This is a genomic window from Mesorhizobium sp. M0904 (assembly GCF_040319475.1).
Taxonomy (GTDB): Bacteria; Pseudomonadota; Alphaproteobacteria; order Rhizobiales; family Rhizobiaceae; genus Mesorhizobium.
Genome location: NZ_JAMYOC010000014.1, coordinates 76,775 through 102,012 on the forward strand (window position 1 = coordinate 76,775; position 25,238 = coordinate 102,012).

A 25,238-nucleotide genomic window follows, 5' to 3' on the forward strand; every position below is an offset into this window, starting at 1 on the left:
AGGACGACCATGACTCAATCAGGAACAATCCGCGCCGGCATGGGCGGCTGGACCTTCGAGCCGTGGGACACGTCCTTCTACCCGGACAAATTGTCGAAGGCCAAGCAACTGCATTATGCCAGCCGGCAGGTTCCCACTATCGAGGTCAACGGCACCTATTATTCGAGCTTCAAGGAGCCGACCTTCGTCAAATGGGCCAACGAGGCGCCGGATGGTTTCGTCTATTCGCTGAAGGGCAACCGCTTCGTCACCAACCGCCGCGTGCTCGGCGAGGCCGGGGAATCGATCATGCGCTTCCTCGGGTCGGGCGTCGCGGCACTTGGCGACAAGCTCGGGCCGATCCTGTGGCAGTTCGCGCCGACCAAGAAATTCGACCCGGACGATTTCGAGGCCTTCCTCAAGCTGTTGCCGGAAAAGCAGGACGGCGTTGCGTTGCGCCACGCGGTCGAGGTGCGCAACGACAGCTTCGTCGTGCCGGAGTTCGCCGCCTTGGCGCGAAAGCACAAGGCCGCCATCGTCTATGCCGACCACGCCAAATATCCGGGGATTGCCGACGTTACCGGCGATTTCATCTATGCGCGGCTGCAGACCGGCAGCGACGACAATCCCGATTGTTACACGCCAAAGGCGCTCGACGAATGGGCGGCGCGCGCAAAAACCTGGGCGGAAGGCAAGGTGCCGGCCGACCTGTCGCGCGCCGATCCTTCAACCGACGCGCCGGTCAAGCCACGCGATGTGTTCGTCTACTTCATCACGGAGGGCAAGGTCCGCGCTCCATTCGGCGCCATCGCCCTGATGAAGCGGGTCGCAGGCTGATGCCCGCTGTCGGTGGTCCGCCTGGCTTGGTCCTAAACTACCGGCTATGCGGCGCGTTCGTCCGGACGCCGATCAACCCTGACGATCTCATTGAAAGCATCGAGATCGACATAGAAGACCTTGGTGATCTCCGCGATGAGTTCGTCGTGGTCATACCCCTGCGATTTCAGAATGTTGATGGCTGTCAGGATGTCGACGCGCTCCGTGAGCCGTCGTTTCTGGTAGTCCTCGACATAGCGCTCCATAGACTGGCCCTGGCTCCCAAGCACCCGAAATGTTGGACGACAACAGATCGCTGGAAGGGAACGGCTTGCGCGCAAGCGTGCCGACGCCTTCCCCTGATCTGCCAAGTTGAAACTGGTACGGAAAGCGGCCGACTCACCAAGGCCAAGCAAAATCTAGCACGCAATCTGCAGCGCGCCAGAGTTGCAAAGTAATAGAATCAATAAGAATTCAGACGGTCAGGAATTTGCGGACGTCCGCCCGGTCGAGATCCTCGGCCGGGCCGGTATGAACGATCTGGCCACGGTCCATGATGTTGACCTCGTCGGCCAATTCCCGGCAGAAATCGAGATACTGTTCGACCAGGAGCACGGCGATGCCGGCCTGGTCGCGCAGATAGCGAATGGCGCGGCCGATGTCCTTGATGATCGACGGCTGGATGCCTTCGGTCGGCTCGTCGAGCACCAGCAGTTTAGGCCGCATCACCAGTGCCCTGCCGATGGCAAGCTGCTGCTGCTGGCCGCCGGAAAGATCACCGCCTCGGCGCGCGAGCATCTGCTTCAGCACCGGAAACAATTCGAAGACGTGAGCGGGAATGTTGCGATCGGCGCGCTTCAACGGCGCAAAACCGGATTCGAGATTTTCCCGCACCGTAAGCAGCGGAAATATCTCCCTGCCCTGCGGCACGAATGCGATGCCCGACCGGGCGCGATCATACGCCGCGCTCCGGTCGAGCGCCTTCCCCTCGAAGGCAACGCTTCCGCTCGTCAGCCGGTGATGGCCGACGATCGATCTCATCAAACTGGTCTTGCCGACGCCGTTGCGGCCGAGCACGCAGGTGATCTTGCCGGCGCCGGCCTTCAGCGAGACGCCGCGCAGCGCCTGGGCAGCCCCGTAGTGCAGCGCGGCATTGGAGACTTCGAGCATGGTCAGCGCTTTCTCCAACGCGTGAAGAACGAAAGGTCGAAATGATGGAACGGAACGCGCCAGACCATGTTCATCTCCCCAGATAGACTTCGACGACGCGCTCGTCGGCCGAAACGAAGTCGAGACTGCCCTCGGAAAGCACCGAGCCTTCGTGCAGGCAGGTGACCTTGACGCCGAGTTCGCGCACGAAATGCATGTCGTGCTCGACGACGATGACAGAATGGTCGCGCGCGATGTCCCTGAGCAGCCGCGCGGTTTCCTCGGTCTCGGCGTCGGTCATGCCGGCAACCGGTTCGTCGACCAGCAGCAGCTTCGGATCCTGCGCCAGAAGCATGCCGATCTCGAGCCATTGCTTTTGGCCGTGGCTCAGATTGGCGGCGAGTTCGTCACGCTTGTCGCCAAGCCGAATGATGCCGAGGATGTCGTCGATCTGCCGCACGTCCGCGGCCGAGCGACGATGGAACAGTGCCGGGAAGATCGAGCGCGGACCTTTCAGCGCCAGCATCAGATTGTCCTCGATCGTGTGGCTTTCGAAGACGGTCGGCTTCTGGAATTTACGGCCGATGCCCATCATGGCGATTTCGGCCTCGTCGTGTTTGGTTAGGTCGACCTCACCGTTGAAGAAAACTTCACCCGCGTCGGGCCGCGTCTTGCCGGTGACGATGTCCATCATCGTCGTCTTTCCGGCGCCGTTGGGGCCGATGATCGCCCGCATCTCGCCCTTGTCGAGCACCAGCGAAAGGTTGTTGATGGCGCGAAACCCGTCGAAGGAAACCGACACGCCGTCGAGATAGAGGATGGTGTTGCTCTTCGACATCAGGCCATCACTCCGCCGGCTGCGGTTCGGCGCCGGAGGCCGACCAGTCGCCCGGCCTTCTCGCCGCCGAGCGGTCGGTTTTCGGCGGCACCGGCGCATCGGGATCGATGCCGGCTTCTTCGGCAACCGAGGCCGCCCGCAGCGCCTTGGCGTTGCCGCGCCAGGAATCCCACATGCCGATGATGCCCTTGGGCAGGAACAGCGTGACGGCGACAAACAGTCCGCCCAGCGCAAACAGCCAGAATTCAGGCAGCACGCCAGTGAACCAGGATTTACCGGCATTGACCAGAAGCGCGCCGATGATCGGCCCGACGATGGTGCCGCGCCCGCCGACGGCCGCCCACACCACCACCTCGATCGAATTGGACGGCTCGAATTCGCCCGGGTTGATGATGCCGACCTGCGGCACGTAAAGCGCACCGGCGATGCCGGCCATCACCGCCGACACGGTGAAGGCGAACAGTTTGACGTTCTCCGCCCGCCAGCCGAGAAAGCGCGTGCGGCTTTCGGCGTCGCGCACCGCCATCAGAAGCTTGCCGTACTTGGAACCGACGATTGCCCAGGTGACGAAGACGGCAAACGCCAGCATGACGGCGCTGGCCGCGAACAGCGCCGAGCGCGTCATGTCGGCCTGCACGTTGAAGCCCAAAATGTCCTTGAAATCAGTCAGGCCGTTATTGCCGCCGAAACCCATGTCGTTGCGGAAAAAGGCAAGCAGCAGCGCATAGGTCATCGCCTGGGTGATGATCGACAGGTAGACGCCGGTGACGCGGCTGCGGAAGGCAAACCAGCCGAAGACGAAGGCGAGCAGGCCGGGCACCGCAAGCACCATGATCGCGGCAAACCAGAAATGGTCGAAACCATACCAGAACCATGGCAATTCCTTGTAGTTAAGGAACACCATGAAATCCGGCAGCAGCGGATTGCCGTAGACGCCGCGCGAGCCGATCTGGCGCATCAGATACATGCCCATCGCATAGCCGCCGAGTGCGAAGAAGGCGCCGTGGCCGAGCGAGAGGATGCCGCAATAGCCCCAGACGAGATCGAGCGCCAAGGCGAGCAGTGCATAGCAGAGGTATTTGCCGGTGAGCGCGACGATATAGGACGGCACGTAAAACGCACTTGTCGGCGAGACCGCAAGATTGAGCAGCGGCACGACGATTGCAACCGCCAGCAGGATGAAGATGGTGATGGCGACGCGGCGGTCGGCGCCGGCGGCAAAGAAGCGTCCCGTGATCATGCTTCCACCGACCTGCCCTTTAGCGCGAACAGACCGCGCGGGCGTTTCTGGATGAACAGGATGATCAGCACCAGGACGACAATCTTGCCGAGCACTGCTCCGGCATAAGGCTCGAGGAACTTGTTGACGATGCCGAGCGAGAAAGCGCCGACCAGCGTGCCCCAGAGATTGCCGACACCGCCGAAAACGACGACCATGAAGCTGTCGATGATGTAGCCGCGGCCGAGATTGGGCGAGACGTTGTCGATCTGGCTGAGCGCGACACCGGCGATGCCGGCAATGCCGGAGCCGAGTGCAAACGTCAGGGCGTCCACCCACGGCGTCCTGATGCCCATCGAGGCAGCCATGCGGCGATTGGCGGTGACGGCACGCATCTGCAGCCCCCAGGGCGTGCGTTTCATCACGTAGAGCAGCACCGCGAACACGCCGAGCGCGAATACCAGGATCCAGAGCCGGTTCCAGGTCACGGCAAGCTGGCCGATATTGAACGAGCCGGACATCCAGGACGGGTTGCCGACCTCCTGGTTGGTCGGCCCGAAGATGGTGCGTACGGCCTGCTGCAGGATCAGCGACACACCCCATGTCGCCAGCAACGTCTCCAGCGGCCGTCCATAGAGGAAGCGGATCAGCCCACGCTCGATGACAAGGCCGACGAGCGCCGACACCAGGAAGGCCAGCGGCAGGGCGATGACCAGCGACCAGTCGAACAGGCCGGGAAAGGAATTACGGATAACCTCCTGCACGACGAAGGTCGTGTAGGCGCCCAGCATGACCATCTCGCCATGCGCCATGTTGATGACGCCCATGACGCCGAAAGTGATGGCAAGGCCGATCGCCGCCAGCAGCAGCACCGACCCTAGCGATATGCCGTACCAGATGTTCTGGCCGGCATCCCACAGCGCCAGCGTCGAATTGATGTTGGATATCGCCGCAGTCGCCGCGTCCTTCACCGCACCTTCGGAACTGGCCTCCACCGACGTGAGCAGCGACACCGCATCACGGTCGCCGCGCGCACCGATGAGCGCGATCGCCGCCAGTTTGTCGGCCTCCGGCCTGTCGGAAACGAGAACCGATGCGGCACGGGCCTGTTCGAGCAGCGCCCTGACGCCTGCCGCGCTCTCATTGGCGATCGCGGTGTCGAGCGGCTCGATGTTTGCCGCGTCCGGCGTCTTGAACATGGTGTCGGCGGCGGCAATGCGCACGGCCGGATCCTTGGAGCCCAGCGTCAGCGTGCCCAGCGCGTCGCGGATGACGCGGCGCAGCGTGTTGTTGACCTTGATCTTGGTGATGTCGGCCTTGGCTGCTTCGCCAGACTTTTCACCGGTGAGCGCATCGAGCAGTTCGACACTGTCGCCGCTCTCCTTGCCGACAAAGACTACTGAATCGGCCTTGCGGACGTAAAGGCTGCCCTCCGCAAGCGCGGCAAGCGGCCGTTCGACGGCTGTGTCGCCGGTTGCCGCAAGCTCGCGCACGACGGCTTCGATCGCTGAAAAATTGGAGGCGGTGGCGAGTTTGGCGACGACCGCGCGCAGATCGGATTCGCTGGCGTTCGACGGCAGCAGCATTCCCAGAAGGAGGAGCAGCGTCAGGCCAATCGCGCGGATCAGGATCATCGGTTTCTGGTGGCTCTTGGAGGTTGAATGTCGCCTCTGGGCAGGCTGGAGGACGAGCCCGCCCGGAGGCTTTTGCGGTCTGGGAGGACAGACCGGAGGATCAGTTGGTTCCCTTGCCGCCGCATTTGCCTGTGGCGACATTGAAGTTGCCGCAGGACAGAGGCGCGCGCCAATCGGAGATCAGGTCCTTGGAGTCAGGCAGGTAGTCGGACCACTCGTCGCCCATCACCAGGCCCGGCGTCTGCGAGACGGTTTCGAACTGGCCGTCGGCCTGGATTTCGCCGATCAGCACCGGCTTGGTGATGTGATGGTTCGGCATCATGGTTGAATAACCGCCGGTCAGGTTCGGCACCGAGACGCCGACCATGGCGTCGATGACCTTGTCCGGATCGGTGGTGCCGGCCTTCTCGACCGCCTTCACCCACATGTTGAAGCCGATATAGTGGGCTTCCATCGGATCGTTGGTGGTGCGCTTGTCGTTCTTGATGAACTTGTGCCAGTCGGCGATGAACTTCGCGTTCTCGGGCGTATCGACGCTTTCGAAATAGTTCCAGGCGGCGAGATGGCCGACCAGCGGCGCAGTGTCCAGACCGGCAAGCTCTTCCTCGCCGACCGAGAAGGCCATGACCGGGATGTCCTCAGCCTTGATGCCCTGGTTGCCGAGCTCCTTGTAGAACGGCACGTTGGCGTCGCCATTGACGGTCGACACGACGGCGGTCTTCTTGCCGGCCGAGCCGAACTTCTTGATCGCCGAGACTTCGGTCTGCCAGTCGGAGAAGCCGAACGGCGTATAGTTGACCATGATGTCTTCGGCGGCAACGCCCTTCGCCTTCAGATAGGCCTCGAGGATCTTGTTGGTGGTGCGCGGGTAGACGTAGTCGGTGCCTTCGAGCACCCAGCGCTTCACCGAACCGCCATCCTCGCTCATCAGATAATCGACGGCCGGAATGGCCTGCTGGTTCGGCGCCGCACCGGTGTAGAACACGTTGCGCTCGCTTTCCTCACCCTCATACTGGACCGGGTAGAACAGGATGTTGTCGAGTTCGCTGAACACCGGCAGCACCGATTTGCGCGACACCGAGGTCCAGCAGCCGAACACCGCGGCGACCTTGTCCTTCGAGATCAGCTCGCGCGCCTTTTCGGCGAACAGCGGCCAGTTGGAAGCCGGATCGACGACCACCGCCTCGAGCTTCTTGCCGAGCAGGCCGCCCTTGGCATTCTGCTCTTCGATGAGCATCAGCATGGCGTCCTTCAGCGTTGTCTCCGAGATCGCCATGGTTCCCGACAGCGAATGGAGGATGCCGACCTTGATGGTGTCGTCGGCCGCCTTGGCGGGAACGCTCATCAGCAGGCCGGCGGTGACCACGCCGGCCGAAAACATTTTTGCTATTGTCGAGAAACTGCCCCTCATACTTTTAAACTCCCAAGCTGGTTAACTGCATCGGAACAGACCATGCAACGGCTGTGCCAATCACCGGAGCAAGGTCGGAGGATTTAGGATTTCCCAGCTCTGTCAGTCGGTTAATGTATTAGCTGCAGGAGATGAACCTCGCCTGCTATGTTCGAAACGAGAAAGGATCACCCATATCAGCCTAAGTTTTGCTCACATATAGGCCAATGCCTGAATTTTGAGCAGCATCATATGAGCGCTGACGAGGATTGCAGCGCCGCGGCGAAATGGGCAAGTTTGAACCCCCTTTAACGAGCGATCAAATGGCTTTCAGAGCTTCTTGCATTTTCACCGCCATGCTTCTGCTGGCGGCGACGACCGTAGCGCGCGCCGGCTTCAGCGACGGCAAGCTGCCGGACGGCTCCTATCATTGCGAAGTCTATCTGCTTGGCATGTTCCTCAGCCTCGGCGAAATCACCATCAAGGGAAACGTCTATAGCGGTCCTGTGAGCTTCGGCATCGCGCCGCAGAGCTACAACTACCAGATGGATGCAGACGGCGTGATCACCTGGCTAGGTCCGCTGGGTGGCTATACCAGTGGCGGCAACTCGATCTCGCTTACGCAGGCGACGCTGGAAAGCGGAACCACCCCGTCCTTCGACATCATCATGAAGCAGCCAGACGGCGCCTTTACCGCCTCGACCTGCACGAAGCGTTGAAAAAAGTATGGAACCTGGCGAGGTTCCGTACTCCGAAGCACAAAAGCCGCCTAGCTCTCCGCCGCCAGATCGAGCGCCAGCCGGGTCATATCGGTGAAAAGCCCCTGGCGTTCGGAATAGTCGGTCTGCTCGCCGGTTGCCACGTTGTCGACGACGGTCAGGATCGACAGCGCCCGAGCGCCGAAATCGGCCGCAATGCGGTAGAGTGCGCTGGTTTCCATGTCCACGGCGAGCGCGCCCTGTGCCTGTGCTTCGGCAAAGCGTTCGCGCCCCAGCGGATGATAGAAAATATCGCTGCAAATGGTCAGCCCGGCCCGATGGTCGATGCCGAGTTCCGAAGCTCGGGCCAATGCCTGGGTCAACAATGCCGGATCGGGGCCGGCATCGGCACGATAGAGCCCAAAAACCTGGCCGCTCTCCGCATTTTCGCCACGCACCGATTGCGCGATCACCAGGCTGCGCAGCGCCATCTCGGCGGTCAGGCCACCGCAGGTACCAGTGCGGATCAGTGTTTTCGCACCATAGAAGTCCAGCAGCTCATGCACATAGACCAGGAACGAAGAGACGCCGATGCCGGTGGATTGGATGCTGACAGGTTTGCCGCGAAACAGCCCGGTAAAGCCGAGCGCGCCGCGGCGGCGGTTGACGCAGCGCGGCGCTTCCAGAAAGGTTTCCGCCATCCATTCAGCGCGCTGCGGGTCGCCCGGCAGCAGCACCGTGCTTGCGTAGTCGCCTTTGCTAGCTTCGTTGTGTGGCGTCACGGCATGCTTTCCAAAACCCGTCGCCCGTTCCGCCTGCCATCATGGCAGTCTCACGACATTGCGCAAGCGGAGCGTTGGAAGGGTCAGGATTCCAGCATGTCCTTTACGATCGTGGCCAATTGCTTGAGCGAAAACGGCTTCGGCAAGAAGCCGAAATGCGCGTCGGCCGGCAAGTTCCTGGCGAACGCGTCTTCGGCATAGCCGGACACGAAGATGAACTTGATGTCGGGCTGCCGTTTGCGCAATTCGCCAAGCAGCGTCGGGCCGTCCATTTCCGGCATCACCACGTCCGACACCACGACGTCGACCTTGCCGCCGAGCGCTTCGTAGACCTCAAGCGCCTCGACGCCCGACGACGCCTCGTGGACGGTGTAGCCGCGCGATTTCAGCGCCCGCATGCCGCCCATGCGCACGGCGTCCTCGTCCTCGACCAGCAGCACCGTGGCCGAGCCCGACAGGTCCTTGGCTGAGTCGGCGATCTTGGCAGGTGCGGCCGGCGCCTCTCCAGCCTCGCCCGCCTTCCTTGCCTCCGCAATGTGCCGCGGCAGGAAGATGCGGAACACGGATCCCTTGCCGACTTCGGAATCGCAGAAGATGAAGCCGCCTGTCTGCTTGATGATGCCATAGACCATGGACAGGCCGAGGCCGGTTCCCTTGCCAACCTCCTTTGTCGTGAAGAAGGGCTCGAAGATCTTTTTCAGCACATCAGGCGCGATGCCGCTGCCGCTGTCCTCGACCTCGACCAGCACATAGTCGGCCGGTGTAAGTTCGCGATAGGAAAAGGTCTTGCATTCCCCGGCGCTGACGTTGCGGGTACGTACGGTGAGTTCGCCGCCGGCCGGCATCGCGTCGCGTGCATTGACCGCCAGATTGACCACCACTTGCTCGAACTGCCCGATATCGACCCTGACCGGCCACAGGTCGCGGCCATGGTCGATCTTGAGCTTGATGTCGTTGCCGACCAGCCGGGCAAGCAGCATCCTTAGATCGGCGAGCACGTCGGTCAGGTTGAGCACCTCCGGCCGCAGCGTCTGCTTGCGCGAGAAGGCCAGCAGCTGCCGCACCAGCGAGGCCGCCCGGTTGGCGTTCTGCTTGATGTTCATGATGTCCGGGAATGACGGATCGGACGGCCGGTGGTTGGTCAGCAGCAGGTCCGAGGCCATGATGATGGCGGTCAGCACATTGTTGAAATCATGCGCGATGCCGCCGGCGAGTTGGCCGACCGCCTGCATTTTCTGGCTCTGCGCCATCTGGCCCTCGAGGGCCTTTTGCTCGGTGGTCTCGACGGCATAGACGATGGCCGATTCCTCGGCGCCCTCGCCGCCGGTGCCGTCAGCGACCGCATTGACGTAGAAGCGTATGTGGCGCTCGTCATTGCCGGGCAGCACCGTATCGATCGGCTCGATGTCAGCCTGTTGCTGGCGTGCCTTTTCAAAGGCCGCGGCGAAAGCCGGCCGGTCGCGCTCGTGGATCACCGTATCCAGCCGCACACGCCGATCGACCGCGTCGCGGTCGACGACCGAGGAAAACAGCGACAGGAACGGCGCATTGGTGCGCAGGATGCGGCCGGCATGATCGACGCCGGCTATCGCCATCGGCGTCGAGTTGAAGAACCGCGTGAAGCGTATTTCCGATGCACGGAGGTCGGCCGAAGCGTCCTCGCCTTGCGTCCGGTTGAGCACGATGGTGCGAGTCGGGCCGTTGAGCCCCTCTCGGCTGGCCGAGACACGATGCATGAAGCGCACCGGCAGCGCCTCGCCGGTCATCGTCGTCAGATCGAGGTCGATAACGGCATTGCGCGTGGTACCAGCGTCGGCCTTGACCGAACGGACCAGCGCCATGCCGTCGCCGGCGACGATCTCCGGCAGCGTGATGGCGCCGGGAGTGAAGCTGGCCAGGTCGATGCCCAGCCACTCCGCAAGGGTCGCGTTGATATAGGTGACGCGGCCTTCCTGGTCGGCCGAAAAGAAACCGGCCGGCGCGTGATCGAGGTGATCGATCGCCTTTTGCAGGTCGAGAAAGAACCGCTCCTGCTCGGCCCGTTCCTGCGAGATATCGGCAAGCTGCCAGGCAAGCATCGGCAGCCGCTGGCCTGGAACGCTGAACGCGCGGGCCCGGACGCGGTACCAGCGCGCGCCCGGTTCGGCGCCTGGCCGAATGGACTGCGCAAGCCGAAACTCGCCGTCGCCCGGCTGGCCGTCGCGCAGGCCCGACGCCAGCCGGTATATGGTCACCGAGGCCTCGGGAACGTCTGAAAGCAAACCTTCGACCGTCTTGATGTCGGCGGCCGACTCGGCACCCGTCATATCGGCATAGGTCCGGTTGGCGTAGATGATACGGCCTTTGGTGTCGGTGACCAGGAGACCTTGTGACATCGAATCGACGAAAGCTTTCGACAGTTCGTCGCTTGTCGAGCGCGGCGTGATATGCACGAAGCCGATCGCAGTGGCGAATAGAAAGCCGACGCCGATCATCGCCAGCACGCCAAGCATGCCGAGCAGGAATGGATCGCCAAGTCGCTCTCGGAAAAGGCCGAAGACGATCGCTGCCCCTGTCAGGACGACGATGAAAACGATGAGCCGGGTGACCGCGCCCGGTCGCGTGTTCTGGTCGACGATAGGTACCGGATAGAAATCGCCGCGCGCTTCCTTGGCCATGTGCCCCCTGCTCGTGAATTCCGGCGTCGGTTGAATCATATTCTCAGGGTCGGGAAAAGGCCCGGCGGCAGATGTCCGCTAAAAATGACGCCGTTCGGCTCCCGGTTTCGAGCTATTCACGAAGCGTGAAAGGCAACTTGCGGTGGCCTGCCGCAACAGTCTAGTGTCGCCTCTCTTCGAAAGCTGATTTTGGGGGAACCAATGCTGCAATGGCTGGATGGCGTGGCGGGGCCTGGTTATGCCGCAGCAATCCTATGGACGTTTGCAGTACTTGTCCTGCTGCTCATCATTCTTCTTATCATCAGGCTGGTCCGCAGCCTGACATTCGGAACATTCGTCGCCGGGGGCAGGAACCGCAAGACGCGGCTGGCTGTCATGGATGCCACAGCGGTCGACAGTCACCGGCGGCTGGTGCTGGTGCGCCGCGACGATATCGAGCACCTGCTCTTGATCGGTGGTCCGACCGACGTCGTCGTCGAGCGCGACATCAGGCTCTCGGCGCTGCGCCGCCCGGCATTGACCGGAGACAACAGCCATCAGCCGGCAGCAAGGCCAGCTCAGACCACAGCCGCGCCGGCGAGGCAAGCGCCGCCGCAGCCGGCAAGCGCGGCCGCACCCCCTGTCCGAGCCCGCCAGACGGCGACGATGGCGGCAACAATGCCGGCGCCTACGCCGGCGCCGAAACCGGCATCGAACGTTACACCGTTGCCAAGTTATGGATCCGTCAATGCCAATGCCTCGCGGCATGCGCCGCAGCCGGCAAGACAGGACTCCCCGGCAAGATACGAGCCGCCGGCACAGCATGAGTCGATCGACGATGCGCTGATGAAGGAGCTGGAGGTTTCCCTCGACGAGCCACGCTTCAGCCAAACGGCGAGCAAGCCGGTGGCGAAGGCATCGCCCTCTCTCGACGACGAGATGACGAAGCTCCTCGGCGAGTTGTCCAATCAGAAAAGATAGGGCGATAGCGAACGGCCAAATGAAAATGGCCGGAAAACCGGCCATTTTGAACGCTCTACCGATGCCGTGTTTTTCCCGCCTGCTCAGTCGTCGCGGTAGACCTTCTCGCGCCGCTCATGGCGCTCCTGTGCCTCGATCGACAAGGTGGCGATCGGGCGCGCGTCGAGCCGCTTCAGCGCGATCGGCTCGCCCGTCTCCTCGCAGTAACCGTAAGTGCCTTCGTCAAGGCGCTGGAGGGCCGAATCGATCTTGGAGATGAGTTTTCGCTGGCGATCGCGGGCGCGAAGTTCGATGGCGCGGTCGGTTTCGGAGGAGGCGCGATCGGCGAGGTCAGGGTGGTTGGCGTTTTCCTGCTGCAGGATTTCGAGAGTTTCGCGCGCTTCGCGCAAGATGTCGTTCTTCCAGGTGACGAGCTTCATGCGAAAGTAGGCTTTCTGCCGCTCGTTCATAAACGGCTCGTCTTCGGAGGGTACGTAATCGGCGGTAACGATGTCGTTCATTCGACTCACCCAACAAACCCCAAATTTGGCGCCTATATATTCGCGGACCGAAAACTGCACAAGCGCAATCGACGACAGTTTCACGCATTTGTTTATGTGGGACAAACCGACATTGGCGACATCATTCGCATGAACGGCACGCCCGAATTCGCGCATGATTCATTATGCTTGAGGGGGCATCGGCATTGCGCGCGAAGCGCTTCTGATGGCTAATTCCTGCGGCCGCATTTGACCGGTCGGTACCCGACATATCGGGGGTTTCGTGACCAAACTTTACCTGCTGAGGCATGCGAAGGCCGGCTGGGCGCTGCCTGGCGTGACTGACTTCGACCGCCCGCTCGATCCATCCGGCTTCGCCGACGCCGAAGCGATGGGCGTGCTGATGCGTTCCCGCAAATACGCACCGGCCCTCACCCTTTGCTCAAGCGCCAAGCGCGCCCGCCAGACGCTGGAAAGCTTGGCTGGCCATACCAACACGGGCCGGGTGCTGTTCTGTGACACCTTCTACAGCGACGATGCCGCGGCGTACCTCACTGCCATCCGGCAAAATGGCGGGCTGGATGCCTTGCTCGTCATCGGTCACAAGCCGATGATTGGGGATCTCGCCATGGCGCTGTCGGGCGACGGCAACGAGACCGCGCGGGCCATGCTGAACCACGGCTTCCCGACCTCCGCACTTGCCGTGGTCCGGTTCAACGGCGGACTTGCCGAGGCTGCGCCAGGCACCGGCTATCTCGAAGCCTTCCTGACGCCTGCGGATATCTGAGGCCATTTCAAAGCCGCGCATCAAAGCCTATATCGGAGCCTGACCGGCCCGCGAGAACAGATTTGGCATCATCGCTGACGACTTTTACCGACGAGGCCAAGATTGCCTTGGATACGTTGTCAGGCCGCGCTGCCGGGCTTTTCGCTCCGTCGCTGCGGCTTGGCGTGACCGGGCTGTCCCGCGCCGGCAAGACGGTGTTCATCTCGGCCCTTGTACACAATCTGGTCCATGGTGGACGCTTGCCGCTGTTTGAGGCACAAAAATCGGGGCGCATCGCCCGGGCTTTTCTCGAAGAGCAGCCGGACGACGCCGTACCACGCTTCCAGTACGAGGATCACATCGCGGCTCTTGTCGACGAGCGCGTCTGGCCGGATTCGACGCGTGCGATTTCCGAACTGAGGCTCACCATCGAATACGAATCGGCCTCTGGCTGGAGCCGCATGTTTTCCGCCGGCAAATTGTCGGTCGACATCGTCGATTATCCCGGCGAATGGCTGCTCGACCTGCCGCTGCTCGGCAAGTCCTACGCCGATTTTTCGCGTGAGGCCTTCGAGATGGCCGTGTTGCCGGTGCGTGTCGATCTTTCGCGGGAATGGCGGGCGCTCTCCAATCCGGTCGACCCCAACGCCGACGCCGACGAGATGACGGCGCGCCGTCTCGCCGAGAGCTTCGCGGCCTATCTCAAGGCCTGCAAGCTCGATGAGCGGGCGCTTTCGACCTTGCCGCCCGGCCGCTTTCTGATGCCCGGCGATCTTGAAGGCTCGCCCGCTCTCACCTTCGCGCCGCTGCCGAATCTGGACGGCCGGCGCTCCCGCTCGGGATCGCTGCAGGCTATGATGGAGCGGCGCTACGAGGCTTACAAGACGCATGTCGTTAAACCGTTCTTTCGCGAACACATCACGCGTCTCGACCGCCAGATCGTGCTCATCGACGCATTGCAGGCATTGAATGCGGGCCCCGGCGCGATGGCCGATCTGGAGCGCGCGGTCACCGAAATCCTGTCCTGTTTCCGGCCCGGCCGGGGCAACCTCCTGACCGACCTGTTTTCGAGGCGCATCGACCGCATATTGGTGGCCGCGACCAAGGCCGACCACCTGCACCACGAAAGCCACGACCGCCTGCAGGCCATCGTGCGGCGGCTAGCCGACCGCGCCGTGGCGCGGGCGAATTTCACCGGAGCCGACGTCGACGTCGTCGCCATGGCGGCCATGCGCGCGACCCGTGAAGGCACGGTCAAGCAGGGCCGCGAGACTTTGCCGGTCATTATCGGCACGCCGTTGCGTGGCGAAAAAATCAACGGCGAAACCTTTGACGGAAAGACCGAAACAGCCATATTTCCCGGAGACTTGCCGGAGAAAGTTGATGCGTTGTTCGACGTTGCCGAATCGATCCGCCGGCAGAACAATGACGACCCCGCAATCCGCTTCGTGCGCTTTCGCCCGCCGAAGCTCGAGCGCACCGCCGAGGGCGTCACGCTGTCGCTGCCACATATCAGGCTCGACCGCGCGCTGCAGTTCCTGATCGGAGATCATCTCGCATGAGTGCGCCCCGCAGACCGGCGGCCTTTCGCATCGAGGCGGAGCCCCAGCAGAAGGAAGATTCGACGGCTCGCCATGCTGGGTCCGAGGCCACGCCGGCGCGAAAGCCGCGTACCGTGAAGGCGGATCTGGCCGTGGTCACACCGGCGGAGATCGACGTCTTCGACGAGCCTGATATCGTCGCTGCCGAGCCGCCGCCGGCGATTGCGCCGCGAAAACGTTCGCTGCTTGGCAGCCTGTTCTTCGGCGCGCTGGGCGTTCTGGTTTCGCTCGCCGTCGGCCTCTGGACCGACCAGCTGATTCGCGACCTGTTCGAGCGCGCCGAGTGGCTGGGCTGGCTGGCCGCCGGCATGGCCGCGATCGCCATCCTGGCGCTTCTGATCATCCTCGTGCGCGAGTTCATGGCGATTGCCCGGCTTGCCGAGGTCGAAAAGTTGCAGAAGCGGGCGCTCGATGCGATTGCCCGTGACGATCCGAAGACCGCCCGAGCCGTGGTCGACGAGTTGTCGGTCTTTGTCTCGGCCAAGCCCGAAACCGCGGCCGGCAGGCGCTCGCTGGCCGAATTGCGCGGCGAGATCATTGACGGCGGCAATCTGGTGCGCCTGGCCGAGACCGAGATCCTCGGCCCGCTCGACGCCCGCGCGAAGGTGATGATCCTCGAGGCGGCAAAGCGTGTGTCCCTGGTGACCGCGGTCAGCCCGCGCGCGCTGGTCGACGTCGCCTATGTCGTATTCGAAGCCGGGCGGCTGATTCGGCGACTGTCGGAGCTCTATGGCGGCCGCCCGGGCACGCTTGGCTTCTTTCGCCTGGCGCGCAGCGTTCTCGCCCATCTCGCGGTCACCGGGTCGATCGCCGTCGGCGACAGTTTCGTCCAACAGATCGTCGGCCACGGCCTTGCGGCCCGGCTGTCGGCAAAGCTCGGCGAAGGCGTCGTCAACGGCATGATGACGGCGCGCATCGGCATTGCAGCGATGGAAACCGCAAGGCCCCTGCCCTTTTACGCGGTCAGGCGGCCTGGATTAGGCGATTTCCTCTCCGCGCTGACGTCCTTTGCAGCAAAGAAAGAAAAAGAAACATCCGTTTCCGGAACGTGACTATTGCCTTGGGGTGACAAAGCATTAACCAATCTTGTTCATGGTCGGAAGCGTCCAAACCAGTCTCTTTGTTGCCGGGTGTCGTCGATGAAAAGCGTTATTCTGTCCAGCGGGCTGCCCGTGGCGCTCGCGCTTGTCGCAACCGTCGGCATTGCCGGAAGGGCTACGGGGGCGGAACCGGACAAGCAGTTCTTTCGATCGGTCGAAGGCAAATGGGTCGGCCCCGGAGAAATCGTCGCCGGCAAATACAAGGGCACGAAATTCACCTGCAGCTTCACCGGCTCGACGCCTGACGGCAAAGTCGGCATGTCGCTCGACGGCGGCTGCCGGGTCGGCATGTTCACCCAGCAGATGTCGGCAACGATCGAGCACAAGGGCCGCCAAGGCTACAAGGGCAGCTTCATGGGCGGCGCCGCCGGGTCCGGCCTCGACATTATCGGTGGCAATGTCGTCGATGCGCACAAGGTGGTTTTCACCATCAATCGCAATCAGTTGCGCGGCGTAATGCAGGCGCTTGTCCCAGACGACAATTCGATGACGGTGACCGTTGCCGTGCGCGTCGACCAGCAACTGGTCCCGGTCATCGGGATGAAGTTGAAACGGGTCGATGGGGTAGAAGTTGGCTCCATCGCTCCGAACTGAGCCTCCGGCATGAAAAAGGCGGCAGCCAAACGGCGCCGCCCTTTTGACATGCAATGGGCGCTCAGCCTTTGATCGCCGCAGTCAGCTCGTCATAGGCCTTGCAGGCGTCAGCCACTGCTGTGCCACCCGGATACTTGGTTGTGACCGCCTGGACCTTGGCTGTGAGATCGGCAGCCTTGGCCGGATCCTTGGTAATTGCAGCCTGAAGCGCTGCAGTCATGTCCTGAGCCTTCTTGGTCAGCATCTCGGTCGTGCACTCCGGTGCCTTGGAACAGGCGGAGCCGGCAAGTGCCGCGATACCAACGGCAACCAGCAAAAAGGTCTTCATGTCAGTCATCTCCTCAAAAAAGGGCCGCGACTTGATCGACGCTCGCCCTCCACTGGCCGAAGCCGGGCGTCCTTAGCGCCGGATCGCTGGAACAAGCGACGCCCGGAGGCTCATTATCCTGTGCAGTGCGCCTGCAATATCGCTTCCACGACGCACCGGATTCGCACTGTTCGATCCGCTCCGAAGCCCCTATCTTGGCCGCTTGTTGCAAGAGAGCGGAACGGCAGGCATGGCGGCAGAGGCATCGAACAGCGATCTGATCCAGGTGGTGGCGCTGCTTGCCGCCGGCGTCGTTGCGGTGCCGATCTTCAGGCGCATGGGACTTGGCTCCATCCTCGGCTATTTGACGGCCGGCGTCGTGATCGGCCCGTTTGGGCTGCGCATCTTTTCCGAATCTGAAGCCATTCTTCATGTCGCCGAACTCGGCGTCGTCATGTTCCTGTTCATCATCGGACTGGAGATGCAGCCGTCACGGCTGTGGGGCCTGCGCCGCGAGATTTTCGGGCTTGGCGCGCTGCAGGTCGGCGTCTGCGCGGTCCTGCTGACCGGCGTCGGGCTGGCGGGAGGTTTTCCTATCGCGCAATCCTTCGTCGCCGGCGCCGGTTTCGTGCTCACCTCGACGGCCATCGTCATGCAATTGCTGGAAGAACGCGGCGAACTGGCCACGCCAAAGGGCCAGCGCATCGTTTCGGTCCTGCTTTTGGAAGACCTGGCCATCGTGCCGCTGCTGGCGCTGATCGCCTTCCTCGCGCCGGGCGGCGCCGATATGAGCCTGTCGGATCGGTTGACGGAGGTCGGTATCGGCCTTGCCGCGATCGTCGGGCTGGTGCTTGCAGGACGCTATCTGCTCAATCCGTTCTTCCGTATCCTGGCGGATGCGCGCGCCCGCGAGGTGATGACCGCAGCCGCCCTTCTGGTCGTTCTCGGATCGGCGCTCGCCATGCAGCTTTCCGGCCTGTCGATGGCGATGGGCGCCTTCCTGGCCGGTGTACTCTTGTCGGAATCGACCTTCCGCCACCAACTGGAGGCCGACATCGAACCGTTCCGCGGCATTCTGCTCGGGCTGTTCTTCCTTGCTGTCGGCATGTCACTCGACCTGCATGTGGTCGTCGTCAACTGGCAGCTCATTGCCATCTATGTCGTCGCCTACATGATGATGAAGGCGATCGGCATCTATATCGTCGCCCGCATTCTAAAAACCGGCCACCGGGAAGCACTCGAGCGCGCAGTCTTTATGGCGCAAGGCGGCGAATTCGCCTTCGTCCTCTATTCCGCAGCGGCGGCAGTCGGGATCATCGATAGCCAGGCCAATGCGATGCTGACCGCTATCGTCATCATTTCCATGGTGCTGACGCCGTTGGCAATCATAGCCCTGCGGTATCTGACCCCGCGCGACGAGCAGTCGCTTGAAGGCATCGATGTCGCCAACGGCCTGACCGGCAGCGTGCTGATCATCGGCTTTGGCCGGTTCGGCCAGATCGCCAGCCAGCCGCTTTTGTTGCGCGGCATCGACGTATCGATCATCGACAATGAGGTCGAAATGATCCAGGCGGCAGCCGATTTCGGCTTCAAGGTCTATTATGGCGACGGCACGCGGCTGGACATCCTGCGTGCCGCGGGAGCCGGGCGGGCACGCGCAGTGCTGATCTGCGTCGACAAGCCCGATGCCGCCGTGCGCATCGCCGAACTGATCAAGGCGGAGTTTCCCTTGCTGACGGTGCTGGCACGGGCTTTCGACCGCGGCACCGCGTTGCAGCTCATTCGTGCCGGCGTCGACTATCAGCTCCGCGAGACCTTCGAATCGGCGCTTGTCTTCGGCGGCTCGACACTGGAAGCCCTTGGCGTCGACCCAGAAGAGGTCGCCGAGGTCATCGAGGATGTCCGTCGCCGCGACACTGCCCGTTTCGAACTTCAGCTGGCCGAAGGCATCCGCGCCGGGCGACGCTTTCTCAAAGGCAATATCGGCACCCCCATTCCGACGCCGCTCAGCACGCCACGGCGCGCGGGCCAGGCGCTCAACGAAGAGACCGCCGGCGTGCTGCAGAAATCCGAACCAGCCGATTAAACCTTGGAATGACGCGAATGATGAACGAACTGGACGAGCGCGCTCTCTCCGTCACCAGATTCTGGCGCGACGCCGGGGAGGAGGCTTGGTTCGAGAAGAACGACGCCTTTGATGCCGACTTCCGCACCCGGTTTTTCGATCTGCACTTCGCCGCCGCCGGCCGCGAATGCGACGGCTGGTCTAGACACGCCGAAGGGTCTCTGGCACTGATGATCCTCCTCGACCAGTTTCCGCGAAACTGCTTTCGCGGCACCGGCCACATGTACGCCACGGACCCGCTGGCGCGGCATTTCGCCGGGAAGGCGATCGCTGCCGGTCATGACCTGGCGCTCGACGAAGAGCTCCGCGTTTTTCTTTATCTGCCCTATGAGCATTCGGAGGACCTCGCCGATCAGCTCAAATCGGTGGAGCTTACCGCCGCCAAGGCTCCGTCCTACCTGAAATATGCGATCGAGCATCGCGACATCATCCAGCGCTTCGGCCGTTTTCCGCACCGAAACAGGATGCTTGGCCGCGAGACGACACCGGACGAACAAATGTTCCTAGACGGAGGTGGGTTTTCCGGCTGATATCGGGCACCGATGGCGGCAGCCTCAGGCCTTCCACCAATCCCGGCCTGACGGCAGCCGTTCAATGCCCGATGTGTCGACGGCGGCCAGCCGCTCTGACACGCTCTTGCTGTCGACCACGAGCTCCGGCGCAATTTCTGCCAGCGGTGCCAGCACGAAGGCGCGCTCCAGCATGCGCGGATGCGGCACCTCCAGCCCGGTCTCGTGGATAACGCGGTCGCCGAACACGAGAATGTCGATATCGATCAGGCGCGGACCCCAGCGCTCCTCGCGCACCCGCTTCAATTTTCGCTCGGCATCAAGGCAGAGATCCAGCAAGTCTCGCGGTGCGAGCGCGGTCGAGATTTCGGCCGCCGCATTGAGGAAATCCGGCTGATCGAGCTTGCCCCAGGGCGGCGTGCGGTAGAGCGACGAAACGGCGACGACGCGCGTGCTCTCGTCGGCATCCAGAATGCCCAGTGCCGCAGCCATCGACCTCGCCGGATCACCGAGATTGCCGCCGAGACTGAGATAGACGGTATTATTCTGGCCAGACAACGGTCACCTCGACATGATCGAGCACACCCGGCACCGGGGCATTCGGCTTGCGCACGGTGATCTCGGCCTTTTTGATCTGCGGAAACCGCGCCGTCAGCGCCCTCGCCACTTCGAGCGCCAGCGCTTCGATCAGAAAGCGCCGCTCGCCTGTAATGATCTTCTCGATGACCGCAAAAGCGATGCCGTAATTGACGGTGTCCTCGATGGAATCCTCGACCAGCGCCCGCCCGGGATCCACCGTGAGTGCCGCATCGACATAAAAGCGCTGGCCGAGCGTCTCTTCTTCGTCCAGCACACCGTGCCGAGCGAAGAAAGCGCAGTTTTTCATGCGGATGACATACATGGCTCAGCTTTCCCCGATCTCACGCGCCAGCATAGCATCGGCAATGGCCAACGCATCCACGTTGATTGCGACATCGTGGACGCGAAAGAGATGCGCGCCTTTGAGCCTCAGGATGACGCTGGTGGCCGCGGTTCCGGCGCCCCTTGCGGCTGCATCGCGGCCGGTGACGGTGCCGATAAAGCGCTTTCGCGATGTGCCGGCCATCAGTGGAAAACCCAGCGCACGAAGCTCGGAAAACCGTGCCATCAGGTCAAGATTTTCAGCGGCCGTCTCCTTGGCGAAGCCGAAGCCCGGGTCGAGCACGATATGGTCGTCGGCAACACCGCTCCGTCGCGCAATTTCCAGCGACTTCCTGAGGAAGAAGAGCTGATCGGCAATCACGTCAGGCAGTTTCTGTCGATCCCGTCCCGTGTGCATGATGACAAGCCCGGCGCCGGTTTCGGCCGCGATGCGGGCAATGCCCGGTTCGCGCTGCAGGCCCCAGACATCATTGACGATATGTGCGCCGGCCTGGACGGCGAGCCGGGCCGTATCCTCGCGATAGGTATCGACCGAGATCAGCGTTCCGACAGACGTCGCGAGCGCCTCGATGACCGGCAATATGCGAGCCTGCTCTTCCTTTGCGGAGACCGCAGACGCCCCGGGACGTGTCGATTCTCCGCCTATGTCGATGACGGAGGCCCCCTCCCCGACCATGCGGCGCGCCTGGTCAACTGCTTTTTCAGGCGCATCGAACAGGCCGCCGTCGGAAAAACTGTCCGGCGTGATGTTGAGGATGCCGACGACCACGGCCTTGCCACCAATGTCGAGATGGCGTCCGTGGGCCAACTGCCATCGCCCTGTCATCATTGCCCATCAACCATGTCCGATCCCGCGGCGTGGCCGGGGATCAATTCCGTTGCGCCGGAGACGGCGGTAAAGCAAGGTGGGCAAAGAGGCAACACGATGAAACGATCCTTCCTTTGCGCCCTGATGCTCGCCCTGACCGCATTCCCGGCCAGCGCTGCAACTCTCGTCAAGACATATAGTTATTTCCCGATCGGCGGCAGGACGCTCGACGACATCGAGACCCAGCTGTCGAAACTCGGGCCTCAGGTGAAAAGCACCGGGTCGCGGCATCCAGGCGCTACCCAGATGGCGTTCACCACCCGCGTCAGCTACGCGCAAAAGCCGGGCTCGTGCTGGATTGCCGACGCTGTCGTCATCGTCAAGGTCAAGGTGATCCTTCCGCAGTGGCGCCGCCCGCGGAAAGCCGATGCAGGCGTCAGGCTGTTCTGGGATACGTTGTCCGCCGACATCAAGCGCCATGAGGAACGCCACGTCGAGATTGCCAAGAACCATGGCCGCGAACTCGAAGACGCCTTGAAGGCGAGCTACCCGGAAAAGACCTGCGAACTGGCCAAGGCCAAGGCCGCAAAAATAACGGCGGCCATGCTCGCCAAGCACGACCAGGAGCAGATGCGCTTCGATCGTGTGGAAAGCGTCAATTTCCAAAGCCGCATCCTGCGGCTCTTGAATTACCGCATCGAGCGCATTGAGAACGGCCGACTCACTCCCGGCTGAACTCCGCGTCGTCGGAAAAGCCAATTTGGACCAAAGCCAATTTTGCCGAAACATGGTGCCAGCTTCGAAAAACTTTCGAGCCGCTGTCGAAATCGGCCTATAGCGAACGACATATATCGAGTTCGCAGGGCTCATCTCAAAGGCACGAGAACACGGCCAATCTGTACACTCGACGCAGTCCAGCGCCTCGCGGACGTGCACCCAAGCGTAATGGGATGAATGGATATGGACCAGGCTATCGACAAGCAAGCGATGGTGGAAACCAGCACGCCGCTGACCGAAACCGAGAAAAACGCCATCATCGGCGGCGTGCTTTTGTCGATGCTGCTGGCAGCGCTCGACCAGACCATCGTCGCGCCGGCGATGCCGACGATGGCACGTCTGCTCGGGCATGCCGAGTATTTGCCGTGGATCGTGACCGGCTATCTTCTGACCGCGACCGCCGTGGCGCCGCTCTACGGCAAGATCTCCGACATTTATGGTCGCCGGCCCACCGTCTATGCTGCAATCCTGATCTTTCTCGCCGGCTCGCTGGTCAGCGCCACCGCCCCCAACATGCTGGTCCTGGTTGTCGGCCGCGCGATCCAGGGCGCCGGCGGCGGCGGGCTGTTCGCCCTGACGCAGACCGTGATCGGCGACCTCGTGCCGCCGCGCGAGCGGGCTCGCTATGCCGCCTGGATCTCGGGCACCTGGGCCGTCGCCAGCATCGCCGGGCCGCTGCTCGGCGGCACCTTCGCCGAACATCTGCATTGGTCGCTGATCTTCTGGATCAACATTCCGCTCGGCCTGCTGGCGATGGCGATCATCAACAACCCGCTCAAGAAGCTGCCGATCGCCGCAAAACATCACCGCATCGACGGCCTCGGCGCGCTGCTTCTGGTCGCGGCCACCTCGCTGCTGCTGCTTGCCTTGAACTGGGGCGGCAGCGAGTATCCCTGGCTGTCGCCTGAAATCCTTGGACTGCTCTTCTGCTCAGCGGTGTTCTGGAGCGCGTTCGCGCTGAGGCTGCTGCGTGCGGCCGAACCGCTGATCTCGCTCGAAGTGCTCGGCAATCCGATCGTTCTCGCCGGGACGCTGTCGATGTTCCTGCTGCAGGCCGCCAATGTCGGCTTGTCGGTCTATCTGCCGGTCTACCTGCAATCGGTCGTCGGCCTGTCGGTCAGCGAATCGGGCACCGCGTTGCTTGGGCTGATGCTCGGCACGGTGGCCGGTGCGACCTTCAGCGCGCGAATGATCCCGCGCTTTTTCCACTATAAACGCATTGCCATGATCGGAACGGTTTTCTCGATCCTGTGCCTCGGCGTGCTCAGCCTGGTCGCCGGCCATGCCTCACTGTTGCTCGTCGAGGTGTTGACGACCTGCGTAGGCCTGGGCACAGGCACGACCTTTCCGGTTGCCACTGTCTCGGTCCAGAACGCCGTCGATCGTATGCACCTTGGCGTGGCGACCGGCGTTCTCACCTTCCTCCGCTCGCTGGGCAGTGCGCTTGGCGTCGCCATGCTTGGTGCCGTCGCCCTTGGCTACGGCCTGCCGCTGGCCAGCGAAGGCACGCAGCCGGCCGGCCATGTTGCCTCGGCCATGCCGTTCGTGATGATCTTTCTTGCAGCGGCCGCAACCTTGCTGTTGTCGTTCATCACGCTCTGGTTGATGCCGGAAAAAACGCTTCGCGGCCACGCCGAGGCTGTGGCCCCAGCGTTGGCGGAGTAGACCGGCCCGACGAAAATACAGCGAGGTTCAGTCGACCACGCCGAGCTTCTTCTGCAAGCTGGTCGACGAGGTCGTATACTGGAACACAATGCGCTCGCCGGGGCTGACGATGCGCTTGGCTGCTTGCGCCATCAAAGCGACCTCATGGAAGCCTGACAGGATCAGCTTCAACTTGCCGGGATACCAGTTGATGTCGCCTACGGCGAAGATGCCAGGCACCGACGTCTGGAATTTTTCGGTGTCGACCGGGATCAGGTTCTCGTGGAGATTGAGGCCCCATTCGGCGATTGGGCCGAGCTTCATCGTCAGGCCGAAGAATGGCAGCATCCGCGTACACGGTACTTCGATATCGCCCTCCGGTCCCTTGATGATGGCGGAGGCGAGCTGGCCGTCGGCGCCGGTCAGGCCAGTCACCTGTCCAACCTGGAATTCCAGCTGCTTCATCTCCTGCATGGCATACATCTTGTTGACGCTGTCGGGCGCTGCACGGAATTCGGGCCGCCGGTGCACCAGTGTCACGCTCTTGGCCACCGGCTGCAGATTCAGCGTCCAGTCGAGCGCCGAATCGCCGCCGCCGACGATGACGAGGTCATGGCCGCGAAAGTCCTCCATCCGGCGCACCGAGTAGAACACGCTCTTGCCTTCATAGGGTTCGATGCCCGGGATCGGCGGCCGCTTCGGCTGGAAAGAGCCGCCGCCAGCGGCGATCACGACGATTTTGGCTTCGAACACCTCGTTTTCGTCGGTAGTGACGCGGAAGCTGCCGTCCTCCAGTCTTTCCAGGCCCGAAACCATGCGGTTATAGGTGAATTCGGGCTTGAACGGCGCGATCTGCTCAAGCAGCTTGTCGACCAGACCTTGCGCCGAGATTGAGGGCCAGCCCGGAATGTCGTAGATCGGCTTTTCCGGGTAGAGTTCGGCGCACTGCCCGCCGGGCCGGTCGAGTATGTCGATCAGATGGCACTTCATGTCGAAGAGGCCGAGCTCGAATACCGCAAACAGACCGACAGGCCCTGCCCCGACAATGAGTACGTCTGTCTTGATGATAGCGGTCATGAAGCATGCGCCTTTATGGGAAACGGCGCGACACTGCATGACCATTGGTCCGCTGCCAAGCGGCAGCGGCAAAAATCGGCTTCAGCCCTGGCGGGCCGGCACGCGCACGACCAGCCCGTCGAGGGCGTCGCGCACCTTGATCTGGCATGACAGCCGCGAATTCGGCTGGACGTCGTAGGCGAAATCCAGCATGTCCTCTTCCATGGCTTCCGGCTCGCCGACCTCCGCCGTCCAGGCTTCGTCGACATAAACATGGCAGGTCGCGCAGGCGCAGGCGCCGCCGCATTCCGCTTCTATTCCCGGCACCGCATTGCGGATCGCATTTTCCATGACGGTCGAGCCGTTTTCGGCATCCACGTCAAAACGCGTGCCGTCATGGGCGATGAAGGTCAGCTTGGTCATTTGTCA

26 protein-coding genes are annotated in these 25,238 nt (G+C 62.5%); 11 read left to right on the top strand and 15 right to left on the bottom strand.

Translation table 11 applies throughout. From position 1 onward, the window contains the following. Positions 1-9: 9 nt before the first annotated feature. Positions 10-816 carry a DUF72 domain-containing protein gene (locus NKH80_RS16480; protein WP_352478977.1) on the top strand — a complete coding sequence of 269 codons (807 nt, stop codon included), beginning with the start codon at positions 10-12 and terminating at the stop codon, positions 814-816. 44 nt (positions 817-860) lie between these two features. Here the strand turns inward: NKH80_RS16480 and NKH80_RS16485 are convergent, their stop codons facing one another. The 6 genes from NKH80_RS16485 to urtA all read right to left on the bottom strand — a co-directional run bounded on the left by NKH80_RS16485 (position 861) and on the right by urtA (position 7,046). Continuing rightward, positions 861-1,061 carry a hypothetical protein gene (locus NKH80_RS16485; protein WP_023674857.1) on the bottom strand — a complete coding sequence of 67 codons (201 nt, stop codon included), beginning with the start codon at positions 1,059-1,061 and terminating at the stop codon, positions 861-863. A 208-nt stretch (positions 1,062-1,269) separates the two neighbouring features. Then, on the bottom strand, positions 1,270-1,965 hold the full coding sequence (gene urtE, locus NKH80_RS16490; RefSeq protein WP_352992525.1) for an urea ABC transporter ATP-binding subunit UrtE: 696 nt from the start codon (positions 1,963-1,965) through the stop codon (positions 1,270-1,272). A gap of 70 nt (positions 1,966-2,035) precedes the next feature. After that, entirely contained in the window at positions 2,036-2,782 is a 747-nt protein-coding gene (gene urtD / locus NKH80_RS16495; RefSeq protein ID WP_023674855.1) for an urea ABC transporter ATP-binding protein UrtD, read from the bottom strand. 7 nt (positions 2,783-2,789) lie between these two features. Further along, positions 2,790-4,022 (bottom strand): urea ABC transporter permease subunit UrtC, encoded by a 1,233-nt coding sequence (urtC, locus tag NKH80_RS16500; RefSeq protein WP_352992527.1) that lies wholly within the window; start codon positions 4,020-4,022, stop codon positions 2,790-2,792. Beyond that, entirely contained in the window at positions 4,019-5,635 is a 1,617-nt protein-coding gene (urtB, locus tag NKH80_RS16505; RefSeq protein ID WP_352992530.1) for an urea ABC transporter permease subunit UrtB, read from the bottom strand. The genes urtC and urtB overlap by 4 nt, the downstream gene beginning before the upstream one ends. Positions 5,636-5,735: 100 nt before the next feature. Further along, positions 5,736-7,046 (bottom strand): urea ABC transporter substrate-binding protein, encoded by a 1,311-nt coding sequence (urtA, locus tag NKH80_RS16510; RefSeq protein WP_502894309.1) that lies wholly within the window; start codon positions 7,044-7,046, stop codon positions 5,736-5,738. Positions 7,047-7,348: 302 nt separating this feature from the next. Between urtA and NKH80_RS16515 the strand changes: the two genes are divergently transcribed. Continuing rightward, positions 7,349-7,744 (top strand): hypothetical protein, encoded by a 396-nt coding sequence (locus NKH80_RS16515; RefSeq protein WP_352992532.1) that lies wholly within the window; start codon positions 7,349-7,351, stop codon positions 7,742-7,744. 50 nt (positions 7,745-7,794) lie between these two features. On the opposite strand, the gene NKH80_RS16520 is transcribed toward NKH80_RS16515, so the two are convergent. Beyond that, positions 7,795-8,505 (bottom strand): purine-nucleoside phosphorylase, encoded by a 711-nt coding sequence (locus NKH80_RS16520; protein ID WP_254817383.1) that lies wholly within the window; start codon positions 8,503-8,505, stop codon positions 7,795-7,797. Between the two features lie 83 nt (positions 8,506-8,588). Then, positions 8,589-11,162, bottom strand: coding sequence for a cell cycle histidine kinase CckA (gene cckA, locus NKH80_RS16525; protein ID WP_352992534.1), 2,574 nt, complete (start codon positions 11,160-11,162; stop codon positions 8,589-8,591). Between the two features lie 201 nt (positions 11,163-11,363). Between cckA and NKH80_RS16530 the strand changes: the two genes are divergently transcribed. After that, on the top strand, positions 11,364-12,122 hold the full coding sequence (locus tag NKH80_RS16530) for a hypothetical protein (RefSeq protein ID WP_352478983.1): 759 nt from the start codon (positions 11,364-11,366) through the stop codon (positions 12,120-12,122). A gap of 83 nt (positions 12,123-12,205) precedes the next feature. Here NKH80_RS16530 and dksA read toward each other — a convergent pair whose 3' ends face one another. Next, a complete protein-coding gene (gene dksA, locus NKH80_RS16535; protein WP_352992536.1) occupies positions 12,206-12,622 on the bottom strand; it encodes an RNA polymerase-binding protein DksA in 417 nt (138 codons plus the stop codon). A 262-nt stretch (positions 12,623-12,884) separates the two neighbouring features. Between dksA and NKH80_RS16540 the strand changes: the two genes are divergently transcribed. From NKH80_RS16540 to NKH80_RS16555, 4 genes are all read left to right on the top strand, one after another. Next, positions 12,885-13,388 carry a SixA phosphatase family protein gene (locus NKH80_RS16540; RefSeq protein WP_352705523.1) on the top strand — a complete coding sequence of 168 codons (504 nt, stop codon included), beginning with the start codon at positions 12,885-12,887 and terminating at the stop codon, positions 13,386-13,388. A 62-nt stretch (positions 13,389-13,450) separates the two neighbouring features. Continuing rightward, the gene (locus NKH80_RS16545; protein ID WP_352705525.1) at positions 13,451-14,929 is read left to right on the top strand and encodes a YcjX family GTP-binding protein; all 1,479 of its coding nucleotides are present in this window, start codon (positions 13,451-13,453) and stop codon (positions 14,927-14,929) included. Beyond that, entirely contained in the window at positions 14,926-16,020 is a 1,095-nt protein-coding gene (locus NKH80_RS16550; RefSeq protein WP_352992539.1) for a YcjF family protein, read from the top strand. Before NKH80_RS16545 ends, NKH80_RS16550 begins: the two co-directional genes overlap by 4 nt. An 87-nt stretch (positions 16,021-16,107) precedes the next feature. Next, positions 16,108-16,662 carry a hypothetical protein gene (locus tag NKH80_RS16555; RefSeq protein ID WP_352705529.1) on the top strand — a complete coding sequence of 185 codons (555 nt, stop codon included), beginning with the start codon at positions 16,108-16,110 and terminating at the stop codon, positions 16,660-16,662. A gap of 61 nt (positions 16,663-16,723) precedes the next feature. Here the strand turns inward: NKH80_RS16555 and NKH80_RS16560 are convergent, their stop codons facing one another. Continuing rightward, positions 16,724-16,990, bottom strand: a complete 267-nt coding sequence (locus NKH80_RS16560) for a hypothetical protein (protein ID WP_352736606.1) — start codon at positions 16,988-16,990, stop codon at positions 16,724-16,726. 229 nt (positions 16,991-17,219) lie between these two features. Here NKH80_RS16560 and NKH80_RS16565 point away from each other — a divergent pair, with 229 nt between their 5' ends. Further along, entirely contained in the window at positions 17,220-19,055 is a 1,836-nt protein-coding gene (locus tag NKH80_RS16565; RefSeq protein WP_352992541.1) for a monovalent cation:proton antiporter-2 (CPA2) family protein, read from the top strand. 20 nt (positions 19,056-19,075) lie between these two features. After that, positions 19,076-19,624 carry a DUF924 family protein gene (locus NKH80_RS16570; RefSeq protein WP_352992609.1) on the top strand — a complete coding sequence of 183 codons (549 nt, stop codon included), beginning with the start codon at positions 19,076-19,078 and terminating at the stop codon, positions 19,622-19,624. A 24-nt stretch (positions 19,625-19,648) separates the two neighbouring features. Here NKH80_RS16570 and folK read toward each other — a convergent pair whose 3' ends face one another. From folK to folP, 3 genes are read right to left on the bottom strand one after another with little or no spacing between them, the layout of a single operon-like run. Continuing rightward, on the bottom strand, positions 19,649-20,161 hold the full coding sequence (gene folK / locus NKH80_RS16575) for a 2-amino-4-hydroxy-6-hydroxymethyldihydropteridine diphosphokinase (protein WP_352992543.1): 513 nt from the start codon (positions 20,159-20,161) through the stop codon (positions 19,649-19,651). After that, positions 20,145-20,504, bottom strand: coding sequence for a dihydroneopterin aldolase (gene folB / locus NKH80_RS16580; RefSeq protein ID WP_023674838.1), 360 nt, complete (start codon positions 20,502-20,504; stop codon positions 20,145-20,147). The genes folK and folB overlap by 17 nt, the downstream gene beginning before the upstream one ends. A gap of 3 nt (positions 20,505-20,507) precedes the next feature. Continuing rightward, positions 20,508-21,353, bottom strand: a complete 846-nt coding sequence (folP, locus tag NKH80_RS16585; RefSeq protein WP_352992545.1) for a dihydropteroate synthase — start codon at positions 21,351-21,353, stop codon at positions 20,508-20,510. A gap of 96 nt (positions 21,354-21,449) precedes the next feature. Here folP and NKH80_RS16590 point away from each other — a divergent pair, with 96 nt between their 5' ends. Both NKH80_RS16590 and NKH80_RS16595 read left to right on the top strand, forming a co-directional pair. Beyond that, a complete protein-coding gene (locus NKH80_RS16590) occupies positions 21,450-22,067 on the top strand; it encodes a DUF922 domain-containing Zn-dependent protease (protein WP_352992547.1) in 618 nt (205 codons plus the stop codon). A gap of 225 nt (positions 22,068-22,292) precedes the next feature. After that, positions 22,293-23,774 carry an MDR family MFS transporter gene (locus tag NKH80_RS16595; protein WP_352507856.1) on the top strand — a complete coding sequence of 494 codons (1,482 nt, stop codon included), beginning with the start codon at positions 22,293-22,295 and terminating at the stop codon, positions 23,772-23,774. Positions 23,775-23,801: 27 nt separating this feature from the next. Here NKH80_RS16595 and NKH80_RS16600 read toward each other — a convergent pair whose 3' ends face one another. Both NKH80_RS16600 and NKH80_RS16605 read right to left on the bottom strand, forming a co-directional pair. After that, the gene (locus tag NKH80_RS16600) at positions 23,802-24,830 is read right to left on the bottom strand and encodes an NAD(P)/FAD-dependent oxidoreductase (RefSeq protein WP_254817396.1); all 1,029 of its coding nucleotides are present in this window, start codon (positions 24,828-24,830) and stop codon (positions 23,802-23,804) included. Between the two features lie 81 nt (positions 24,831-24,911). Next, positions 24,912-25,232 carry a 2Fe-2S iron-sulfur cluster-binding protein gene (locus NKH80_RS16605; protein ID WP_254817397.1) on the bottom strand — a complete coding sequence of 107 codons (321 nt, stop codon included), beginning with the start codon at positions 25,230-25,232 and terminating at the stop codon, positions 24,912-24,914. Between the last annotated feature and the right edge of the window lie 6 nt (positions 25,233-25,238).